Origin of the sequence: Nocardia vaccinii NBRC 15922, from assembly GCF_001613305.1 — a bacterium.
Lineage (GTDB): Bacteria > Actinomycetota > Actinomycetes > Mycobacteriales > Mycobacteriaceae > Nocardia > Nocardia vaccinii.
Genome location: NZ_BDCC01000009.1, coordinates 22927 through 42766, shown reverse-complemented (window position 1 = coordinate 42766; position 19840 = coordinate 22927). Strand labels below are relative to the sequence as shown.

The following is a 19840-nucleotide window of genomic DNA, read 5'->3' as shown; positions in this document are numbered from 1 at the left end:
GTAGACAGGGCAGTTGGAGGAAAATCTATCTGCCCGGTGCGGATATCCGTTACTGTGCTCCTGATCACATTGGTTTCGTGACAACGTTATCCGGTAGTTACGATCCTGCGTGCGCACGTGACATGCGGTCACGGGGGGCTGTTGATTCCAGAATCTGATGAGGTGGGTGTTCACGTGGCAGGGCGGCATCGTAAGTTCGGTACGGCGGCACGGCGGGTGATGTTGCCCGCGGTGGGTGCGATTCCACTCGCACTGGTCGTCGGCTGCTCCAGTACGACCCATCAGTCGGGGCAATCGTCCACTGCCACATCGGCATCCACCGCGCCGACCCAGGACTCGACCCAGCCCACCGTGCCGGGTACGGCGGTCACGCCCCCGCCGAGCAAGGATCAGGGGCCGCAGCCGCAGGCGGGGCCCTCGGGCACCCCGCAGCCCGGTGTGACACCGTCGTGGGCGGACAGTCTGTACACCCCGCACACCACCGTGCAGCCGGGCGTCACCCCCGGGGTCACCGTGCAGCCCGGGGTCACCCCGGCCGCGCCCGCGCCGGATTACGTTGTCCCGCCGGACTTCCGGCCCATTCCGCAGGACGAGTACGAGTCCGCCCCGGCCGTGAACTGGACCCAGCTGCACGCGCCCACCGCCGTGAAACCGGTCAAGCCGATCGCGCCGCCGCCGCGCACGCTGCGCCTCGGCAATTTCACCTCTCCGGTCCCGGACTCCGTGCCCAATGACGTGCTGAACAACGTCAACGTCACCGCCGCCCAGGCCGAGGCCAACCTCTCCACGGGCCTGAACTCCGTCGGCATAAACCCGAGCCGTTCCGACAAGGTGGCTGCGGGTGCTCTCGCCGGTGCTGCCTTGGGCGCGACCGTGGCCGGCGTGCCCGCCGCGGTAGCCGGTGGTGTCGTGGGCGGCATGCTCGGTGGTGTGATCGGCGTCGCCGTCACTTCCGAGACCGTCGTCGGGGTTCCCGTCGGCGGGGCCGTTGGAACGGCGGTCGGTGCCGCGGCGGGTGCCGCGGCGGTCGGCATCCCGGCCGCTGTCGTCGGCGGCGCGATCGGTGGCGTCGCCGGCGCCGCCATCGGCAGCGCGATCTGAGCAATCCACCGGGCTTTCGAAACTGCTGCGCTGCGGGACCATATGGTCCCGCAGCGCGGTATTCGTCGAGCACGTGGGCTCAGGTTGCTCGAACCCGTACCGCCTACGCGGTCGTGGTCACCACCGGCCCGGGTACGTCGGGGTTCCGCCCGGCGTGGAACGGGCCGATACCACCTACGCATCGGAACATGTGCTGATGTGGTGACCGGCCCCTCGTACATCCGCGTATCCGGTCACCATGACCCGACCGCGCCGCGGGCGCAGGCGCCGTCCGGCGGTTTCCGGGGAAGGTAGCCACCGATATCGGCGGCGGGCGCATGCACCCGGACGACCGCGACGATCCGGTGCCGTCTCGACTTGTCGGTGCCACCTGATTGGATGGTTGGATGCTGCACGGATTGTGGACACCCGGGTCGGGGTTGGTGCTGTGGCGCCATCCCGATGCCGGCGCGGTGTCCGCGATCGATGCGGTGAGCCTGCCCGATCCGCTCGGCGGGGTGATGCAGACGGCGCGGTTCCGGCATCGGGCGCATGTCCTTGTCGCCGGGGCGGAGGGGCCACAGGAGATCACGGTGCGCGGACATGCGCTCGCACCGCCGATGGCCGCGCAGGTGTTGCTGCAGCGGTTGCCGCCCGCCGTCGTCGCTGGTGATCTGCGGTTTCTCGGACATGTCGGGTGCGGTGTAGAACGCTGGGTGCGAGCGGGGCGGATCGTGCCGGAGCTCCGGCGCGACGACGGCGAGTGGTGGGTGCGCTGGCGGTTGGTCGGCGGCCGGCGGCAGCGCGCGTGGCTGGCCGAGCTGGCCGCGGCGATGCCGCCCGCCCTGCGGGTGGCCGGACGCCCGGCAGCGCTGCTGGAAGACCTCGTCGCCGAGCTCACCGATCCGATCGCCCGCCTGCACCTGGACACCGCGGCGATCGGCTCGCATCACCGCCCCGCCCATCCGCTGTTGACCGCGCTGATCGCCGATACGCCGCTCGATTCCGGTTCACATCGGGTGGCCGATGTGCTCGACCAGTGGCGGACCAGCCTGACTACCGGTGAACCGGAACTCGTGCTGCGCCTGCTCGAACCGGACGACGATCCCGGGCAGGGCGCGGAAACCGTCGACGCGCTGTGGCGGCTCGAGGTCTGTCTGCGCATGGAAGGTGAAGCACCACAACCTGTTCCGGTTATCGGCGATCCCGCGCTGGTGCGAACCGCGGGTGAGCGGGTGGCCGCGGCGATCCAGGCGTATCCGATGTTGCGGGAGTTGCCGCGCGACCCGCGCGGGATGGATTTCCTGCTGCCGACCCCGGTCGTCCAGGATCTGGTCGCCCACGGTGCGCACGAATTGCGTTCCGCGGGAGTGCATCTGCTGCTGCCGCGCGCATGGCGGATCGTCGCTCCGAGTATGCGAATGCGGGTGCAGAGTCCCGCGGCGACCGAGACCGAGGTCGGCCTGAGCGGATTGGTCGCCTACCGCTGGGAGTTGGCGCTCGGCGATATCGTGCTCACCCCGGCCGAGATGTCCCGGCTGGTGAAATCGAAATCCGATCTGGTGCGACTGCGCGGTCAGTGGGTGCAGGCCGACCACCGGACGCTGGCCGCCGCGGCCATGTATCTGGACGGCCGCACCGACGAACAGGTCGGATCGCTGACCGCGCTACTGGCCGAGATCGCCGCCTCCGAGGTCCGGAATGTGCCGATCGAGGACGTCACCGCGAACGGCTGGGTGGCCGAACTGTTCGAGGCGACCCGCTCGGCGGATCCGGTCGAGCCGCCATCGGGCCTGAAGGCGCAGCTGCGGCCGTATCAGCTGCGCGGCCTGTCCTGGCTGGCGACGATGAACCGGCTCGGCTGCGGCGCGATCCTCGCCGACGATATGGGCCTGGGGAAGACGCTGCAGGTCCTGGCCCTGCTGGTCTACGAAAGGGAGTGCGCCACAAGCGATTCCGAGCCCGGGCCGACGTTGCTGGTGTGCCCGATGTCGGTGGTCGGCAACTGGCAGCGCGAGGCCGAGCGTTTCGCCCCGGGCCTGCGGGTTCTGGTGCATCACGGCGCGGCGCGCCGCTCGGGCGCCGAACTCGATGCGGCCGTTGCGGATTCGGATCTGGTGATCACCACCTATGCGCTGCTTGCCCGCGATTTCGAGGAGTTGAAGCGGCAGCCCTGGCGGCGGATAACCCTGGACGAGGCGCAGCACATCAAGAATGCGAACACCCGCCAGGCGCGCGCCGCGCGCGCCCTGCCCGCCCCGCATCGCCTGGCGCTGACCGGAACTCCCGTGGAGAACCGGCTCGAGGAGTTGCGCTCGATCCTCGACTTCGCGGCGCCGTCCTTGCTGGGCAAGGCATCCCAGTTCCACGCCAGGTTCGCGATTCCGATCGAGCGTGAGCGCGACGAGAACGCGATTACCCGATTGCGCACGGTCACGTCGCCTTTCGTGCTGCGCCGGGTGAAGACGGATCCGGCCGTGATCTCCGATCTGCCCGAGAAGATCGAGATGACGGTGCGCGCCAATCTGACCGTGGAACAGGCCGCGCTGTATCAGGCCGTGGTGGACGATATGGTGACGAAACTGAAGAACGCCGAGGGGATGTCCCGCCGCGGCGCGGTGCTCGGCGCACTGACCAGGCTCAAGCAGGTGTGCAATCATCCCGCACATTTCCTGGGCGACGGATCGGGCGTGCTGCGCCGCGGCCGCCATCGGTCCGGCAAGATGGGCCTGGTCGAGGACATTCTCGAATCGGTGCTGGCCGACGGCGAGAAGGCTCTGTTGTTCACCCAGTTCCGGGAATTCGGCGATCTGATCGGTCCGTATCTGGACGAGCGGTTCGGCACGCAGATTCCGTTCCTGCACGGCGGGGTGTCCAAGAAGCGGCGCGATGCGATGGTCGACCGATTTCAGAGTGATGATGGTCCGCCGCTGATGTTGTTGTCGCTCAAGGCCGGTGGCACCGGACTCAATCTCACCGCCGCCAATCACGTAGTGCACCTTGATCGTTGGTGGAATCCCGCGGTGGAGAACCAGGCCACCGACCGAGCCTTCCGGATCGGTCAGCGGCGTGATGTGCAGGTGCGCAAGCTGGTCTGCGTCGACACGATCGAGGAGCGCATCGACGATATGATCAGCGGCAAGCGGGAATTGGCGAATCTGACCGTCGGTTCGGGCGAGAACTGGATCACCGAATTGAGCACCGAGGAGATCGGCGCGCTGTTCGCCCTGGGGTCCGAGGCGGTCGGCGAATGAACGAAACCGGTGCGGGACAGGTGCGGGGATGAGTCCGTTCATCGACTACGACCGGTACGGTAAACGCCTGCCCGTGCGCGGGGGCGTCGAACCACGCAGTCGCAGAGGCTCTTTCGCGCGGACCTGGTGGGGAAAATCCTTCATCGAGGCGGTGGAGCAGGTCGCCGACGCCGGACGGTTGACTCGCGGACGCACCTACGCGCGAGCCGGTCAGGTGGTGAACTACCACATCGAACCAGGTGCGGTGGCCGCGGAGGTGCAGGGTAGTCAGCCGCGCCCGTTCTCCGCCGCGCTGACCCTTCGCACTCTGCGCGACGAACGCCTGGACGAGCTGATCGATCTGGTCCGCGCCACCCCCGGCATGCTCGCCCAGTTGGCCTCGGGCGCCCTGCCGAAGGAATTGGGCCCGCTGCTGCTGCCCAGCACCGCCGCCGAACTCGATTTCGCCTGCAGTTGCCCGGACGACGGCTGGCCCTGCAAACATGTGGCCGCGGTCTGTTACATCATCGCCGAACGCCTGGACGAGGAACCCTCGATCATGCTCACCCTGCGCGGTCTGGATCTGGACACCCTCATCGGCGGCGTTCAGAATGACAGCGGTCCAACGGTTTCCGATGATCTCTACGGCGAGAACATCAGCCTGCCCGGCCTCCCCGAACCTGAATTCCGTCCCGCCGTGGACGATTTGGATTCGATTCCGCTCCGCCAGGCCCTGCGCATGACCGCCGAGGACGAGCACACCGCCGAATCGGGCCTGCGCGACCTCAACACCCTGTACCGCACATTGGACAGCTGACCGGGCGCGGGCCGGCACCACAGCCGGAGGTCGCGATGCGCCCCGGCAGCATCGTGATATCGGTTGCCGGTGGTGAGGTCGCGGCCGCACACTGTGGCTCGTCCGGACGTGTGATCACCCGGTGGGGTACCCGCGCCCGTCCTCGATCCGTTCTCGCCTGGTCGAATCGCGGACAGACGATGTCCGGCCGCGCGAGAGAACGCTGCGGTAGACGTGTCGGCCGCTGGACGTCAGCCGATGCGGATGGCAACGAACTCGGCGCTCGTACGAGGTCGGCGCAAGACCGGGCACTAGGCTGAGGAGATGTCCGATGTCGATCCGGTCGATGATCTCGGGACGCCGGTGCCGATCGCCCGCCCGGTGGAACGGGTCGTCTCGCTGGTTCCGTCGCTGACCGAGGCGATCGCACTGAGCTGTCCCGGAATGCTCATGGCGGCAACCGACTGGTGCACTCATCCCCGGGAGCTGCCGGTGGAACGGGTGCGGGGGACCAAGAATCCGAATGTGCGCCGGATCGCCGAGCTGGCTCCGGATCTGGTGATCTGCAATCAGGAGGAGAATCGCCGCATCGACGTGGGCCGCCTGCGGGATGCGGGAATCGCGGTGTGGGTCACCAGGATTCGCACGGTTGACGAGGCATTCGAGTCGATGACGAGAATGTTCGCCGCAGCGCTCGGCGTCGTGCCGCCGGACTGGCTGTCCGAGGCCGAATCCGTCTGGGCCCCACCGCCTCCGGAACCGATCCGCAACGCCGTTATCCCGATCTGGCGTGACCCGTGGATGGTGGTCGGCCGCGACACCTTCACCGGAGATCTGGCCCACCGCCTCGGATTACGCCTCGTCCACGCCCACCTCCCCGGCCGCTACCCCACGGTATCCGCCGTCGAACTGCTGTCCGGCGTCGACCTGGCCGTACTCCCCGACGAGCCGTACGTCTTCACCGAAACCGATGGCCCCGAAGCTTTTCCGGACATCCCGGTTGCGCTGGTCTCCGGCCGCGACCTCACCTGGTACGGCCCTTCCTTGGTCACCGCGCGAGCACGGCTGTCCGACCGACTGGCTCGAGCGACGAACCCGGCACCTCCGCATCGGTCGGACAGCTGACGCTTCGGGGGTTCGAGCTCGGTGGTTACCAGTGGCCCAGGGCTGTATTCGTCGCTCCGAATCAAGATCGGTTTTGCGGATTGGAGCCAGTCCATCTGAACAGTTCGCGATCGAAGAGAACCCATTTGGACCATTGATTAATTTTTGATGTAGATGTAAATTTGATGTATGATTCGTACTCAGGTTCAACTACCTGATGGGCTGTACCGAGATGCCAAACGGATTGCTGAGGAGCAGGAGATGACGTTGGCGGAAGTCGTTCGCCGCGGTCTCGAACATATGGTGCGGATCTATCCGGCTCGCGACAGCGCGAGCGAATCCGATTGGCACCCGCCGACACCGCGGGGGCTGGGCCCCTTTCGTGCACCGGAAGAAACCTGGCGCGATCTCGCCAATGAGGCGTGATGCTGTCGATTGACACGAACGTGTTGCTGTATGCGCAGAACAAGGACTGTGCCGAGCATCGGGCGGCGGCGGATTTCCTTGTTGATTGTGGTCGTCGTGATGATGTAGCGATCGCCGAACTCGTCCTCATCGAGCTGTATCAACTTCTGCGGAACCCTGCCGTCTTGGCTCGGCCGCTCGACGGCCCGGATGCGGCAGAGGTGTGCCAAGCATTTCGCAGCAATCGCCGCTGGGCGCTGATCGAGAGTGCGCCAGTGATGAACGAGGTGTGGAAGGTGGCCGCCACTCCCGGGCTGGCCCGCCGGCGCCTGTTCGACGCTCGGCTGGCCTTGACACTGCGACACCATGGCATCGACGAGATCGCGACCCGGAACGTCGGAGATTTTCGGAGTTTTGGATTCGCCCGTGTGTGGGATCCGATCGGCCCGGGCTGAACTATCTCAGGATTCCTTCGGGGACAGCATAATTCAGCCGTGCACCCGGCATGCATGCACACCGTGCATGCATGCCGGGTGACCTACACGTTGCGGCGGTATTGACCGCCGACGGTGAAGAAGGCATCGGTGATCTGTTGCAGAGTGCAGACTCGGGCGGCGTCCATCAGGACCTCGAAGACGTTCTCGTCGGTGCGGGCGGCGGCGTCGAGGCGGGCCAGGGCGTCGTGGGCGGAGTCGCGGTGGTCGGTCTGGAACTCACGGGTGCGCTCGAGCTGGGACTGCTTCTCCGCTTCGGTGCCGCGGGCCAGTTCGAGTTCGCGTTCCTCCTCGCCGTGCGGGTTGCGGAAGGTGTTCACCCCGATGATCGGCAGCGAGCCATCGTGTTTGCGCTGCTCGTACAGCATGGACTCGTCCTGGATGCGACCACGCTGATAGCCGGTCTCCATCGCGCCCAGGACGCCGCCGCGTTCGGAGATGCGCTCGAACTCCTGCAGCACCGCTTCCTCGACCAGGTCGGTGAGCTCGTCGATGATGAAACTGCCCTGTAGCGGATTCTCGTTCATCGACAGGCCCCATTCCCGGTTGATGATCAACTGGATGGCCAGGGCGCGGCGCACCGAATCCTCGGTCGGGGTGGTGACCGCCTCGTCGTAGGCGTTGGTGTGCAGGCTGTTGCAGTTGTCGTAGAGCGCGATCAGGGCCTGCAGTGTCGTGCGAATGTCGTTGAAGCTCATCTCCTGTGCGTGCAGCGACCGCCCGGAGGTCTGCACGTGGTACTTGAGCTTCTGCGAGCGCTCGTTCGCGCCGTACTTGTCGCGCATCGCGACCGCCCAGATCCGCCGCGCCACCCGGCCGATCACCGAATACTCCGGATCCATGCCGTTGGAGAAGAAGAAGGAAAGGTTCGGCGCGAAGTCGTCGATATGCATACCGCGCGCGAGATAGGCCTCGACGTAGGTGAATCCATTGGACAGCGTGAAGGCAAGCTGGCTGATCGGATTCGCGCCCGCCTCGGCGATGTGGTACCCGGAGATCGAGACCGAATAGAAGTTGCGAACATCGTTGCGCACGAACCATTCCTGGATATCGGCCATCATGCGCAGGCTGAATTCGGTGGAGAAGATGCAGGTGTTCTGGCCCTGATCCTCCTTGAGGATGTCGGCCTGCACGGTGCCGCGCACGGTGGCCAGCGTCCGCGCCCGGATATCGGCGGCCTCGGCCGTATCGGCTTCACGGCCTTCGGCCTCGGAGAACCGTTGCAGCGCTTGGTCGATCGCGGTGTTCAGGAAGAACGCCAGAATGGTCGGCGCCGGCCCGTTGATGGTCATCGACACCGAAGTCGTCGGCGCGGTGAGATCGAAGCCGTCGTAGAGCGCCTTCATATCGTCCAGCGTTGCGATGGAAACCCCGGAGGTGCCGACCTTTCCGTAGATATCGGGCCGTTCGGCCGGGTCGTGTCCGTAGAGAGTCACCGAGTCGAAGGCCGTGGACAGCCGCTTGGCGTCCGAATGTTCCGAGAGCACCTTGAATCGGCGGTTGGTCCGGAACGGGTCACCCTCACCGGCGAACATGCGCGCGGGATCCTCGTTGTCCCGCTTGAACGGGAACACCCCGGCGGTGAACGGGAATCGGCCGGGCAGATTCTCCGAACGCAGGAACCGCAGCAGCTCGCCGTGGTCGGTGAATCGCGGCAGGGCAACGCGCGGAATCGAGCTGCCGGACAACGACTTCCGTCGCAGCGTGGTGCGCAGCTCGCGATCCCGGATGCGCACCACCTGCTCCTCGCCGCGATACGATTCGGCCAGCGCGGGCCAATCCCTCAGCAGGGCGGCGTTATCCGCGCTCAGTTCGGAACGCGCGGATTCCAGCAGGGTGGCGATGGCGCTCTCACCCTCGCTCGCACCGGCATTGCCGACGAGGCCGGATATCTCCTCGAGCACCTGCTCGAACCGCTGAACCCGTTGCGCGGCAACGACTTGCGCGGCGGTATCGGCATGGTAAGCGCGGATCGTCTCGGCGATCTCGGCCAGGTACCGCACCCGGGCGGGCGGAATGATCTGCGCGAAGCGGGTCGAGGCGCGGGTGTCCACGCGCGGGAGTACGCCCTCGGCGACCGGCAGCCCCTTCTCGGCCAGGTGAGCGGCCAGATATTGGTACAGCGCCGTCACGCCGTCGTCGTTGAACGTCGCCGCGCTGGTGCCGAAGACCGGCATATCCTCCGGCGTGCTGGTGAACGCCTCCCGGTTGCGGATCAGCTGCCGCGAGACGTCCCGCAGGGCGTCGGCCGCGCCGCGACGCTCGAACTTGTTGATCGCCACCACGTCCGCGAAATCGAGCATATCGATCTTCTCGAGCTGCGAGGCCGCGCCGAATTCCGGTGTCATCACGTACAGCGAGAGATCGACGTGGTCGATGATGGCCGCGTCGCCCTGCCCGATACCGGGCGTCTCCAGGATGACCAGGTCGTATCCGGCGGCCTTGCAGGCCAGGATCATGGTGTCGGTATTGACCGGCAGTTCGTGCGCGCCGCGGGTGGCCAGCGAGCGGAAGTAGACGTGATCGCCGTCGAGCGAGTTCATCCGGATCCGGTCGCCCAGCAGCGCACCGCCGCCGCGGCGCCGGGTCGGGTCCACCGCGAGGATCGCCACGCGCAGTTTGTCCTGCTGATCCGAGCGCAGCCGCCGCACGAGTTCGTCTGTGAGCGAGGACTTTCCGGAGCCGCCGGTGCCGGTGATGCCGAGTACCGGGACGTTCCGTCCGGCCGCGGCTGCCTGGAGCGCCGCGAGATCGGCGGCGGGCAGTGCGTCCTGCTGCAGGCAGGTGATGGTGCGCGCGAGCGCCTTTCGTTCGCCGGCCAGGACGGCCTCGATATCCGCGGGCTCACGCGAGAGGTCGACGTCGCAGTCGCGCACGAGCTCGTTGATCATGCCCGGCAGGCCGAGCCGCTGCCCGTCCTCGGGGGAGAAGATCCGTACTCCGGCCTCGGCGAGCCGGTTGATCTCCTGATCCACGATGACGCCGCCGCCACCGCCGAAGATCCGTACGTGTCCCGCGCCCGCCTCGCGCAGCGCGGTGGCCAGATATTCGAAGTATTCGACGTGCCCGCCCTGATACGAGCTGATCGCGACGCCCTGCGCGTCCTCGGTGAGCACCGCGTCCACCACCTCGCGCACGGCACGGTTGTGCCCCAGGTGGATGACTTCCGCGCCTTGGGACTGCAGGATCCGCCGCATGATGTTGATCGCGGCGTCGTGCCCGTCGAACAGAGCCGCGGAGGTCACGAAGCGAACCGGATGTACCGGAGTGTGCAGGTCGGCCATGACATCCTCCATCAGAAGAGGCCCGTCGAATAATTTGATGTCCCGATAGTAGGACGTCAAAGTAACTGTACTGTGGCCGGGGTCGCAACGCCAGGGTTCGACAGGTGCCGGACGGTCGTGATGGTGTGGATCACAGGGCTGGTGGTAGATGTGGATGGATGTCCGAATCTAGGATGACCTAGTAGTTGGCCCGACGGCGGGAACGGCCGGGAAGGACACAGATGAGCGAGCCCGAGGTTCTGATCGATGTGCGCGACGGCCTGGGCCTGATCACGCTCAACCGGCCCAGGGCGATCAATGCGCTGAACCACCCGATGGCGCTGGCCATCCTCGACGCCCTGCGCGCCTGGGCGGACGACGAGCGGGTGCGGACGGTAGTGCTCACCGGCGCCGGCGAACGCGGACTGTGCGCGGGCGGCGATATCGTCGCCATCCACCGCGACGCGAAGAACGCGGTGGAGAACGGCGATACGGCCGGGGCCGATTCGCCCAGCGGACGCTTCTGGCGGGACGAATACGCCCTCAACGCCCTCATCGGCCGGTACCCCAAACCGTATGTGGCGATCATGGACGGCATCGTCATGGGCGGCGGCGTCGGCCTGTCCGGGCACGCCGGGCACCGCGTGGTGACCGAACGCTCCCTGGTCGGCATGCCCGAGACCGGTATCGGATTCGTCCCGGATGTGGGCGGCACCCACCTGCTCTCGCGCGCACCCGGCGAGATCGGCACGCACGTCGCGCTGACCACCGCGCGGATGAGCGCCGGGGATGCCATCGCCGCCGGATTCGCCGACTATTTCGTGCCCTCGGAACAGATTCCGGCGCTGCTGGAGGCGCTGCGCACCGCCGAGGCCGAGATCGCCATCGCGAAATTCGCTCAGCCCGCGCCGGTTTCGGCCTTCGTCGCGAATCAGGACTGGATCGATTCCTGCTACGGTGCGGATACCGTCGAGGAGATCGTGTCCCGGCTGCAGAGCGACGGACGTCCCGAGGCGGCCCGCGCGGCCGCCGATCTCCTCACGAAATCGCCGGTGGCGCTGAAGGTCACGTTGCGGTCGCTGCGCAACGCCCGCGCGGACGCGAATCTCGAGCAGACATTGAACCGGGAGTACCGGGTCTCGATCGCGGCACTGGGCACACACGATCTGGTGGAGGGCATCCGCGCGCAGGTCATCGACAAGGATCGGGCCCCGCACTGGTCGCCGGCCACCCTCGCCGAGGTCACCGATGCCGACGTCGAGGCGTACTTCCGCGAACTCGGCGATCGCGAACTGGGTGAACATCGACCATGCCGAGGCGAACGGTGACCGCTCCGCTAGGGTCACCGATGTCCGGACTCGATCGGGAGAGGAACACGAGATGACGCAGGACGAATCCGCGCAGAACGGCGGACCGGATTTCGAGACCGTTCTCCTGGAGCGCACCGGCCGCGTCGCGGTGATCACGCTGAACCGGCCCAAGGCGCTCAACGCGCTCAATTCCCAAGTGCTGGTGGATATTACCGCCGCACTGGATCTGCTCGAGCAGGACGAGAGCGTCGGCGCGGTCGTGCTCACCGGGTCCGAGCGGGCCTTCGCGGCCGGGGCGGATATCAAGGAGATGCAGACCAAGTCCTATATGGACATGTTCCTGGTCGATCACTTCGGCGGTTGGGACCGGGTGGCCGCGTTCCGCAAGCCGATCATCGCCGCGGTCGCCGGATACGCCCTGGGCGGCGGCTGCGAGCTGGCCATGATGTGCGATCTGCTGATCGCCGCGGACACCGCGAAATTCGGCCAGCCCGAGATCAAATTGGGCATCATCCCCGGGATGGGCGGTTCGCAGCGGCTCACCAAGGCCGTCGGCAAGGCCAAGGCGATGGATCTGATCCTCACCGGCCGCAATATGGACGCCGATGAGGCCGAGCGCGCGGGTCTGGTCTCGCGCGTCGTCCCGGCCGCCGACCTGCTGAGCGTGGCCCTCGAGGTCGCGCAGACCATCGCGTCCATGTCGCTGCCTTCGGTGATGATCGCCAAGGAAGCGGTGAACCGCGCGTTCGAGACGACGCTCGGTGAAGGACTGCGGTTCGAGCGGCGGGTGTTCCACTCACTGTTCGCGACCGAGGATCAGAAGGAAGGCATGGCCGCGTTCGTGGAGAAGCGGTCGGCCGATTTCACCAACCGCTGAGTCGCGACGCGCCGCCGGCGTTCCCGTAGCCTTGGCCCGTGTGGAAGCAGGTGGCAGCGGCGGCGACGGCGTGTGCGGTGATGTCCGTGACCGGATGCGGTGGTTCGGGCGGCCCGTCCGCGTCCGAGCAGCCGAGCGTGCCCGCCGTCCCCGCGCAGGCCGTCGCGATCGGGCGGTGCGGATCGGTCTCCGACGCCGATATCTCCAAGGCCACCGGGCTCACCGGATTGCAGCAGGTGGCGGCCGATCCGATGCGCTGCGGCTGGGCTGCGGGCGCGAGCGGTGATTACGCCGTCGTCTTCCAGTGGTTCCGTGGGACGTCGCTGCAGGATCGGCGCGGCCGGGTCACCCTCGGCACGCCGTCGTCGGTGCGGGTCGCGGGCCGTCCGGGCATTCTCTGGTCGGGTACGAAGGCCTGCGAGATCGCGGTCGCGTCCGGTGGGGCGGATTTCATCGACTGGATCCTCACCGGTAGCGGGCCCGAACCCGCACGGCCGCAAGGTTGTTCGGACCTCGAGCAGCTCGCCGCCGATACGCTCGCGAAGGCGGGTTAGCGATGCGCGCGATGGTGCGGACGGTGATCGCGGTGATGCTGGCCGCCGCGCTGGCCGGATGTGCGGGCAGCGGTACGCCGCGGACGCAGAGCACTCCGGCCGATGCCCCGAACGTTCTGGGCGGCTGCGGGCCGCTGAGCGATCAGGCTCTCGCCGGTCTGTTGCGGGCGACCTCGGTGCGTCGGCAGAGTGCGCCGACTACCTGTACCTGGACCGCCCAGACTCTCAGCGGCACAGTCGATCTCAGTTACAGCTGGTTCTCCGGCGATGTACTGATGCGGGAGATGCAGGTCGCCGCCCAGTACGGGTACCGGACCGAGAAAGTGGTGGTCGACCGTTTCGGCGGGATGTACTGGCGCGATCCGCGGGATCCGGGCACTTGCGGGGTGACCGCCGCCGACAGCGGTACTGTCACCTGGTGGGTGCAGAATCGCGACCATGCCGCACAGCCCGATCCGTGCGCGGCGGCGATGAGCCTGTTGCACACCACACTGACCTTCGACGGTATCTGAATCGAAACTACCTGGGCGGCAGCTGATTCGCGGGCGTGCCCGCGACCTCGACGGGAGTCGGCGGGGCGTGGTGGGTGGCGGGTGCGGTCGAATCCCGGTTCGTGGTCAGCAGACCCGCCACCGTCGCTCCCAGTGTCGCCGTGACGGCAAGCGCGGCAACAACTTTGCGCTTGGATACCGGTGCGGGATCGGCGGGCCGCAGGGTCGGTCGCGCGCCGAATCGCACACTCCGGATCCGGCGGGCCGTGGGCAGTTGGGCGGACATCAGCACCGCGCCGCGCGCGGAGACGAATTCCGGTTCCGGATCGTAGATCACCGGCAGATCCAGTAATTGCCCGAGCGCCTGGCGAATACCCGGATTGCGGGAACAACCACCCAAGAGGGCGAGGGCCTTCGGCGGAACGCCCGTCTCTCCGACAATCTGCCGCACATAGGACACCGAATGGTGGATTCCGGCCTCGGCCAACTCCTCGAAATCGCTGCGCGTCAACACCATTCGCTGTCCGCTGTGCGGATCTGTGGCGGTCAGCACCGGTGCTGTGGTCAACGCCTCCTTGTAGGCGCGACTGGTCGGCTTATCGAGGTTCAGACCCCCGTGGGCCAGATGCCAGCGCAACAGCGCGTCATGTCCGTCGCCGCCGAGAACGGTGCTGCGCCTGATCGCCAGGATGGCGTCGGTGCGGCAGTCGGCCGCGGTGACGGTGAGTCCGGAGGCGCCCAGATCGTAGAGCAGTACCGCGCCCTCGTCCGGGAGTTGGCCGCTGAAGCGCAGATAGCGCAGCTGGGCGTGCGGTTCGTCGACGACGGTGAGATTGCCGCGACCGGCCATGGCCCGCACCGCCTCCTCGTGCAGGGAGCAGCGGCAGGTGACCGCGAGGCCGGTGATGAATTCCTCGCGCTGGGCTGCCGCGTCCCGCATCAGTCGGATGGCTGTGAACACCGATTCCGCTACGTCGGCTCCGGCCCGGCGGGGCACGGTGCAGCGATCGATCGGCGGTAGATGCGGCTGGTCGGAGTGCGTCAACATCGCGCGAGCTCCGCCAGCGCCCGCCGACACCCCCAGGACCAGCACCATGGGCTCCATGGTGAACCTTTCGCGCCCGGATGGGAAGGTCATCGCGGCCATGTCGCTGGCTGGATGCTGAATGGTTATCCAGGTGGTGTCACGGCAGGCCTCCGGCTTCGGTTTTCATGCCTACCGGTCGGACGATTTTGCTCGTCAGGACCAGTGCGTCGGCGTGTCACCGATATCGAAATCCCCTGCGGCCTGCCGGAACTCCGACAGTAACTGTAGTAACTGACGCAGGCGCTGCGGCGGCAGGCCGGGACGTGCGAAAACCGATTCGTTCAACTCCTCGGTCGCCTGCGCCACCAACTGGCGACCGGCATCGGTGATCTCGATCAGCGTCGCCCGGCGGTCACTCGGATGCGGTACTCGTTTGACCAGTTCGGCGGCCTCGAGTCGATCCACGGTATTGGTCACGCTGGTCGGATGTACCTGCAACCGGGCGCTGGCCACGGCCATCGGCAGCGCTCCGGTCCGGCTGAAGCTCAGCAGAGCGAGCAGCTCGTAGCGGGAGAAGGTCAGCCCCGACGGCCGCAGCGCCTCGTCCACCCGCGCCATCACGATCTGTTGCGCCCGCACCAGCGACGTCACCGCCGCCATCCCGTCCGCGACCTCACCCCAACCGTGTGTGGTCCACTGGCGATGGGCCTCTGCGATCGGGTCCAGGGGCAGCGGGCGGGGTGTAGCCATGCGACCGAGTTTAGAGGGGGCGGCGCGGAGTGACGGTTTCACGCCATTCGCACCCGGGTGCGTTTTCGATCATGCTGACCACAACCCTGGGCGCGGCGGGCGGCCCCGGGCACCATGAGTGTCGATGCGGGTGTGCCCGAGTGGTCAGGGGGCGGTCTGCAAAACCGTGTACGCGGGTTCGATTCCCGCCACTCGCTCTGCTGAAATTTCTGCTGGATTACCTCAGCCCGGAAAGATCGCGCAGCACAACGTGATTGCGGTCGGTGGTGGTGCCGAGGGTGTATTCGGGGGCCAGCCCCAGAAATTCGGCGCGGCTGCGGGTGCTCCAGCGGCGGGCGTCGGGGGTGCGGGTCTTGTAGAAATTGACGGTGTAGCCGCCCTCGTGGAGACGCATCAGGCTGTAACCGCCGGGATATTCCTTGACCGCGCCGACCTCGAGGAATTCGACGCTCAGCGGGATGTCGGGGACGGTGCGGCGGTTGCGATGGGTGTGGCCCGCGTGATGCAGGAATACGCCGGGAGCCGATCGGTAGAGGTTCTGCAGGGTCGCCGCGTCGGAGCGATTCAGGACGAAATCCGGGCCGTTGATATTGGACAGGGCCGAATCCAGGGTGACGGGGTGGTGGCCGAAGACCAATGTCGGGCGGTCCGGATCGGCTCGCAGGACCTCGCGCAGGTGAGCGAGCTGATCCGGATCGATGGCGCCGCCGGCCGCGTCGAGACGGGTGGTGTCCAGGCCGAGCACGCGCAACTCGCCCATCCGATGTTCGGTGAGCCGGCCTCGCGCGCCGAATGATTCGCCCCAGCAATCGTGGTGGGCCGCATCGGCCACCGGGGGACATTCGGCGTAGTCCGCGCCGACGTGCGGCCGGTCGTGATTGCCGCGCACGGCGAACCAATCCCGTTCGGACCTGCCCCAGCGATCCAGATACGTTCGCACGGAACGAGTTTGGCCCGGAGTGGCCTCCGCGGTGAGATCACCGGCCAGCAGCAGGTGGTTCGCGCCGCGGTCGGGGCGGCGCAGATCGCCGAGCATCGCGGTGAGCATCAACTCCGGATAGGGCGGCAGCCCCGGTTCCTGCTGGACGCCCGGCGGATATCCGTTCGTGATCAGACCGGCGGTCTGCTCGCCGAAATGCACGTCGTTGGACAGCGCCACGGTACGCAGCAGGCGGCCCGGCGGCGGCACGAGCGTGGTGAACCGCCCGGTGCATTCGGCGCTACCGGGCAGATGCGTCGCCACGGTCGGCGCCGGAACCGCGCGCACACCGTCGGACCACGCCTCGAAACGATATGTGCGCCCGGGTTCGAGCCCGGTGACCTCGGCGTAGTGGTATGGCGTCCGGGCGGTGTCGTCGACGACGGTGCGAGCCGGACCCACCGCGTCGGCCGGGGCAAGGTGGACCTGTGTGCCCGCGTCCATCGGAATCCTGTTCCCGGCCACGTCCGACCCCAGTGTGGTCCACGTCAGGATCGCCGAGTCCGGCGTCAGCGTCACCAGCTCGAGATCGGTGGCGATCATCGAATTCGCCTGTGCGCGGGCAGTTCCCGCCGCGACCATGATCGGCGCCGCCGCCAGCGCCGCGAGCATCCGGCGGCGGTTCGGGCCACAACACGTCATCAGCGGCATCCCCCTTCGCGCCTGTCCGGCCCGACGTCCCGAGTGCGGGCGCCGTCACCGCGCAGACTACGGCACCCGGATGTCGGTCCGGTGACCGTGCGCGCCGGCCAGGTGTCGCGGCCGGGTGGCGCGAACGCGATCTCAGCCGAGGGTGTAGTGGTATCTGCTGGTCGGGACGACGTCGATATCCTTGTTGGCGCCGAAGGCGTCGATGCTGGTCAGCATGCGGCTGACGCGGCGTTGCAGCTCCGCGTCATCGCCCCCGCTGCCCCAGAACGCGTGCGGATCGGTCATGGCGGCCATGGGGAACAGCTCCTCGACCAGGCCGTCGACGCGACGTCCCGGAGTCACCGCCGAGATGACGGTGTTCTGCAGATAGCCGAAGGTGGCCTGGGTTTCCATGGCGATCGCGGTGTGCACCTCGTGCCAGTACTTCCGCCACGCCTCGGGTGTCATTTCCGGCGGAACCCGCAGGAACGCGATATTGGACAACGCGTCGAAGCGCACGCCGTCGGCGGTCGCCGGAGGCGCCATCGGGACGCGTTCGGCCACGATCCAGCCCTCGACCCGATCGGCGGCGGAGGTCAGTTCCCGGGTGGTCGGCTCATGCTCGCCCCCGGTCCACACGCTGACCACTGCGGCGATCGGCTCGGCGTAGGTCGACAGTCGCAACGTCGCCGCCGCGACATCATCGTCGACGACGTTGACCTGCAGTTCGGTCGCGCCCGCGCGGGCCAGCCGGACATGCGTGCCGGCGGAGCACAGCGTCTCGGCCGGCTCCGAACCCCACAGGGCATACATCAATTTCATCTCGTCGCCCTTTCCGAAGCGGTGGTCGAAGACGGTATCCGCGCGATGCGATCGTCCGCGGGAATTCCCGCGGACGATCTCGCTCAGCGGAAAACGCCACGTCAGCGGGCCGTGAGTTCGGAGAGCCGGAAGGCGACCGCACGTCGCACGCCCGGGAACAGGACCGCCGAGCGGATCACGGTGTTGCGCAGGGCGCGCGCCGGGCGCTGTTGCAGAGTGGCCATCCGGGTCATCCGATCGGTGAGTTCGACCACACCCTGCGCGACCGGGCGGCGGATCGCCTCGTACTCGTCGAGCAGGGCGTCCGGCTCGCCGTGCAGCACCTGCGCGAGCAATCGGCCCAGTAGTGCGCCGTCCTGGATGCCGGTGTTCATTCCCTGCCCGCCGGCCGGGCTGTGCACATGGGCGGCGTCACCGGCCAGCAGGATGCGGCCCGCGCGGTAGTGGTCCGCGAGCCGGTGATGCACGCGGAAACGCGAGCTCCACAACACCTCTCGCACCCGTCCGCCCGGACGGCGTTCGTCGATCACCGCCTGCATGAAGGCCAGGTCCGGATGTTCGGGCGCGTCATCGACGGTGGCGACGATGCGGAATCGGTCACGCTGCTCGTCCGGCAGCGGCGCGACGAGGGTGAATCCCTGCGGCGCCAGGTGCAGGGAGACTTCGGTGCGCGGGTCGGGCCAGTCCATCCGGACGTCGGCCAGCGCGAACGACTCCGGATAGCTCGCCCCGGTGAACCCGATGCCCGCCTGTTCGCGGACCACGCTGTGCATACCGTCGGCGCCGATCACGTAATCCGCTCGGATTGATCCGGAACCGCCTGCGGCATCGGTGAATTCGACGCTGACGCCGGTCTCGTCGCCCTCGACCGCGGTGACCGTGTACGGGCGCAGTACGGTGCCGCCTGCCTTACGGAGCCGGGTCAGCAGCACCTCCTCGGTGGTCGCCTGGCTGATCATCAGGGTGTAGGGGAATCGGGTCGGCAGATCCTTGAAGTGGATGGTGGCCAGCCGCTGCGGACCGTCGTTCAGGTCGAACTGCTCGACGACGAGTCCGCGCTCGTTGAGCTCCGCGGCGACGCCGAATTCGTCGAGCACCTCGAGGGTGCGGGCGTGGACGACCGCGGCTCGCGAGGTGTTCGCTCCCTCGGCCAGCCGGTCCAGCAGTACCACGTCGACGCCCGCGTCGGCGAGGGCGATCCCTGCGGTCATTCCGGTGGGACCTGCGCCGATGACGACGACCGAGGCGGTGGCGGGAACGGTGTTCATAACGGCTCCTCAAATCTGCCAACATCTGTTGGCCAACGGCTGTTGACATCTACGATAGGGGGTCGCCGATAGCATGTCAACAGTTGTTGGCCTACACTTGTTGGCATGATCGCCGAGACCCCCGCCCGCCGCTCCGACGCCACCCGCGCCGCCATCCTGGCCGCCGCCCGGCACCGCTTCGCGCAGGACGGGTTCCGCAAGGCGACCATCCGGGCCATCGCCGCCGACGCCGAGATCGATCCCTCGATGGTGATGCGGTACTACGGCAATAAGGAGGGGCTGTTCGACGCGGCCCTCGAGATCGACCTGGAGTTGCCGGATCTCGGTGTGGCGCCGCCGGATTCGCTGGGTGAGACGATCATGCGCCGATTCCTCGAACTGTGGGAGACGCCGCCCGGCGACGAGATCCTGCTCACCCTGCTGCGTTCGGCGGTGACAGACGATTCGGTGGGGCAGCGCGCCCAGCGAATCTTCGCCGGACAGATCATGCCGATGGTGCTGCGCGTCGGCGATCCGGCCGATGCCCCGCGCCGCGCGGGCCTGATCGCCAGCCAGGTCCTCGGCCTGGCACTGTGCCGCTACGTGCTGCGGCTCGAACCAGTGGTCGCGATGACGCACGCAGAACTGACCGCCAACCTCGCACCGGTCCTGCAGCGATACCTGACGATGCGTCCCGGCGAATCCTGATCGCTCGGCCCGGACCGTAGGGTTGGGCTGCCGTCGTGGCGGCACGACGTGCACGAGAGATATGAGGTGC

General features: G+C 67.4%; 17 protein-coding genes and 1 tRNA gene. 12 read left to right on the top strand and 6 right to left on the bottom strand.

The features are described 5' to 3' along the window. Positions 1-174: 174 nt before the first annotated feature. The 6 genes from NV1_RS04875 to NV1_RS04850 all read left to right on the top strand — a co-directional run bounded on the left by NV1_RS04875 (position 175) and on the right by NV1_RS04850 (position 7073). On the top strand, positions 175-1101 hold the full coding sequence (locus NV1_RS04875; RefSeq protein WP_245713556.1) for a hypothetical protein: 927 nt from the start codon (positions 175-177) through the stop codon (positions 1099-1101). A 386-nt stretch (positions 1102-1487) separates the two neighbouring features. Next, a complete protein-coding gene (locus NV1_RS04870; RefSeq protein ID WP_067885942.1) occupies positions 1488-4334 on the top strand; it encodes a DEAD/DEAH box helicase in 2847 nt (948 codons plus the stop codon). Between the two features lie 28 nt (positions 4335-4362). Then, positions 4363-5130 (top strand): SWIM zinc finger family protein, encoded by a 768-nt coding sequence (locus NV1_RS04865; protein ID WP_067885940.1) that lies wholly within the window; start codon positions 4363-4365, stop codon positions 5128-5130. A gap of 303 nt (positions 5131-5433) precedes the next feature. Further along, a complete protein-coding gene (locus NV1_RS04860) occupies positions 5434-6234 on the top strand; it encodes a helical backbone metal receptor (protein WP_067885938.1) in 801 nt (266 codons plus the stop codon). Between the two features lie 168 nt (positions 6235-6402). Next, the gene (locus NV1_RS04855; protein WP_067885936.1) at positions 6403-6639 is read left to right on the top strand and encodes an antitoxin; all 237 of its coding nucleotides are present in this window, start codon (positions 6403-6405) and stop codon (positions 6637-6639) included. Beyond that, entirely contained in the window at positions 6639-7073 is a 435-nt protein-coding gene (locus tag NV1_RS04850; protein WP_067885934.1) for a type II toxin-antitoxin system VapC family toxin, read from the top strand. Before NV1_RS04855 ends, NV1_RS04850 begins: the two co-directional genes overlap by 1 nt. Positions 7074-7156: 83 nt before the next feature. Here the strand turns inward: NV1_RS04850 and icmF are convergent, their stop codons facing one another. Beyond that, positions 7157-10396, bottom strand: a complete 3240-nt coding sequence (icmF, locus tag NV1_RS04845) for a fused isobutyryl-CoA mutase/GTPase IcmF (RefSeq protein ID WP_067886632.1) — start codon at positions 10394-10396, stop codon at positions 7157-7159. 221 nt (positions 10397-10617) lie between these two features. Here icmF and NV1_RS04840 point away from each other — a divergent pair, with 221 nt between their 5' ends. From NV1_RS04840 to NV1_RS04825, 4 genes are read left to right on the top strand one after another with little or no spacing between them, the layout of a single operon-like run. After that, positions 10618-11703 carry an enoyl-CoA hydratase/isomerase family protein gene (locus tag NV1_RS04840; RefSeq protein WP_067885932.1) on the top strand — a complete coding sequence of 362 codons (1086 nt, stop codon included), beginning with the start codon at positions 10618-10620 and terminating at the stop codon, positions 11701-11703. Between the two features lie 52 nt (positions 11704-11755). Continuing rightward, a complete protein-coding gene (locus tag NV1_RS04835) occupies positions 11756-12562 on the top strand; it encodes an enoyl-CoA hydratase (RefSeq protein WP_067885930.1) in 807 nt (268 codons plus the stop codon). A 38-nt stretch (positions 12563-12600) separates the two neighbouring features. Next, complete coding sequence (locus tag NV1_RS04830; protein ID WP_067885928.1) at positions 12601-13116, top strand: DUF3558 domain-containing protein; 516 nt, start codon at positions 12601-12603, stop codon at positions 13114-13116. A gap of 2 nt (positions 13117-13118) precedes the next feature. After that, complete coding sequence (locus NV1_RS04825) at positions 13119-13628, top strand: DUF3558 family protein (protein ID WP_067885926.1); 510 nt, start codon at positions 13119-13121, stop codon at positions 13626-13628. Positions 13629-13635: 7 nt separating this feature from the next. On the opposite strand, the gene NV1_RS04820 is transcribed toward NV1_RS04825, so the two are convergent. Beyond that, a complete protein-coding gene (locus tag NV1_RS04820) occupies positions 13636-14745 on the bottom strand; it encodes an Hsp70 family protein (protein ID WP_245713555.1) in 1110 nt (369 codons plus the stop codon). Positions 14746-14847: 102 nt separating this feature from the next. Then, entirely contained in the window at positions 14848-15384 is a 537-nt protein-coding gene (locus NV1_RS04815; RefSeq protein ID WP_067885924.1) for a MarR family winged helix-turn-helix transcriptional regulator, read from the bottom strand. 126 nt (positions 15385-15510) lie between these two features. Here NV1_RS04815 and NV1_RS04810 point away from each other — a divergent pair. After that, positions 15511-15581, top strand: a tRNA-Cys gene (locus NV1_RS04810). A 20-nt stretch (positions 15582-15601) separates the two neighbouring features. Here the strand turns inward: NV1_RS04810 and NV1_RS04805 are convergent. The 3 genes from NV1_RS04805 to NV1_RS04795 form a co-directional block, all read right to left on the bottom strand. Continuing rightward, on the bottom strand, positions 15602-17014 hold the full coding sequence (locus NV1_RS04805) for a metallophosphoesterase family protein (RefSeq protein ID WP_245713554.1): 1413 nt from the start codon (positions 17012-17014) through the stop codon (positions 15602-15604). 132 nt (positions 17015-17146) lie between these two features. Continuing rightward, positions 17147-17815 carry an EthD domain-containing protein gene (locus tag NV1_RS04800; protein ID WP_067885922.1) on the bottom strand — a complete coding sequence of 223 codons (669 nt, stop codon included), beginning with the start codon at positions 17813-17815 and terminating at the stop codon, positions 17147-17149. Positions 17816-17916: 101 nt separating this feature from the next. Continuing rightward, positions 17917-19083, bottom strand: coding sequence for an FAD-dependent oxidoreductase (locus tag NV1_RS04795; protein ID WP_067885920.1), 1167 nt, complete (start codon positions 19081-19083; stop codon positions 17917-17919). Positions 19084-19188: 105 nt separating this feature from the next. On the opposite strand from NV1_RS04795, the gene NV1_RS04790 reads away from it, so the two are divergent. Then, positions 19189-19770: a TetR/AcrR family transcriptional regulator gene (locus NV1_RS04790; protein ID WP_067885918.1), complete on the top strand. Its 582-nt coding sequence runs from the start codon at positions 19189-19191 to the stop codon at positions 19768-19770. The last annotated feature ends 70 nt before the right edge of the window (positions 19771-19840 follow it).